The organism is Pseudomonas sp. CROZ-RG-20F-R04-15, from assembly GCF_022662375.1.
Taxonomy (GTDB): Bacteria; Pseudomonadota; Gammaproteobacteria; order Pseudomonadales; family Pseudomonadaceae; genus Aquipseudomonas.
This window is the reverse complement of sequence record NZ_JAKNQL010000062.1, coordinates 1-1,706: the sequence shown is the minus strand read 5'-3', so window position 1 is coordinate 1,706 and position 1,706 is coordinate 1. Positions and strand designations below refer to the sequence as shown.

Annotated in this window: 2 protein-coding genes; both read left to right on the top strand. The window is 52.7% G+C overall.

The window, feature by feature from the left end:
• The coding region (locus L8H52_RS30255; RefSeq protein ID WP_242210163.1) for an RHS repeat-associated core domain-containing protein at positions 1–1,368 on the top strand (1,368 nt) is incomplete at its 5' end.
• Positions 1,369–1,439: 71 nt separating this feature from the next.
• A partial coding sequence (locus L8H52_RS30250; RefSeq protein ID WP_242210164.1) for a hypothetical protein occupies positions 1,440–1,706 on the top strand: 267 nt, incomplete at its 3' end.

Below are 1,706 nucleotides of genomic sequence, written 5' to 3'. Positions count from 1 at the left end.
CACGAATATCTGGCCGCCAACGCCGAACATTTCCATCAGGTCCGCTATTTGCCGGGGCTGGAAATCCGCACCCGCGACAACGGCGAAGAACTGCACGTAATCAGCGTCGGCAATGTCCACTGCCTGCATTGGCGGGCAAAGAAACCCGAAAGAATCGATGTCGATCAACTGCGCTACAGCCTTGAAGATCACCTCGGCTCCTGCGTACTGGAACTGGATCAACAGGCGCAACTGGTCAGCCAGGAAGGTTATTACCCCTTCGGTGAAACCGCATGGATGGCAATTCATTCAACGCTTGAAGTGAGCTACAGGTTCATTCGCTATTCGGGCAAGGAGATGGATGTCAGCGGGCTGTATTACTACGGCGCCCGATATTACGCGCCGTGGTTGCAACGCTGGGTCAGTGCGGATCCGGCGGGGGATGTGGACGGGCTGAATCTCTATGGATTTGTAGGTAACAATCCAATCCTGTTCATCGATAATGACGGCACCCAAAAAGACACGCCGTCGAACGACAAGAAGGACATCCTGGACTACACAAAAGTCCTGGACAACCTGGGCGTTGAACTTCAAACGATCAATCGTCAATTGAACGGAATGTTCAGCTCTGCCGACATTGGCAAACGCGTTGCCACCAACACAGGCTTCAACATTGCCAAAGGAGCTTTTACTACAGGAGCAGGCGCGGCGGGCGCAGCAATCGGTAGTGTCATTCCTGTCGTCGGAACGATCGTCGTAGGGATGCTTGCTTCCAAAGCCGCCGGCGCGGCAATGGACAAGCTGGGTGAATATACGACCACCTCGACACCCGTCTTGCCCGATACCCAAAAACTGAATCCGAAAAGCATCCACAGCAATGCGACTGTTGGCTTTTTCACGCCCCTGAAATACGCAAACAAATGGGTTAAATCATTTAATCCGAAGACCTCAGCGGGCCGACAGAAACTGGCCGAAACAGCCACTGAAAAAGCCCTTTCCAAAATCGCGGGCATACCTGCCGCGAGTGAAATGATGGCAATTGGTCATTCAGGCTTAGACGCAGCGAGAGCCTTGGCTGGTATGAGGGATATCGAAATTGATGATCTCAGAACAGCGCTGGTCTTGATTACCGAGATGCTTGAACAGGATCGAAGCGACGTCAATGCGGCCTTCAGCAGTCTTGGGATCAACGAGTTTTATGACGAAGGTGTCATGGGCTCAGTCGGATTTATCGTCGATATTGCAAAGGGTAACGTTGGAACCCAGGATGCTATGTCCATCAGCCGGGAACGAATCATGAATGGCATTTCGGTGCGACTGGCAGAAGCCAGGCGAGGTATCGAACTGATTGGCAAATATAGCCAATACAACAAGCAAAAAGCGGCCTAGGGAGTGTCGATCTTTCCCGACACTTTTTACTGTGTTGTTTTGCGGCTGGATGAATGGCGAGCACCTGCTCCATGAATAGATCAATACATTTGCGCACACCCACAGTGCAGGCTAAAGACCCTCGGTCATTCACGGTCAGACAGACTGCATATCTGCGTATTACTTGGGATGGAGAGGTTGAGCGCCTGATCGCCCGCCAACGCTATAACCCCGCCGGTCAGTTGGTGGAACAATGCGATCCACGTCTGTCTGTCCTGTGTCTGACCACGGCTTATCGTCTGAACGGCGAGGCATTGAAAATCGACAGTGTCGACGCCGGCTGGCGCCTCAACTTGCCT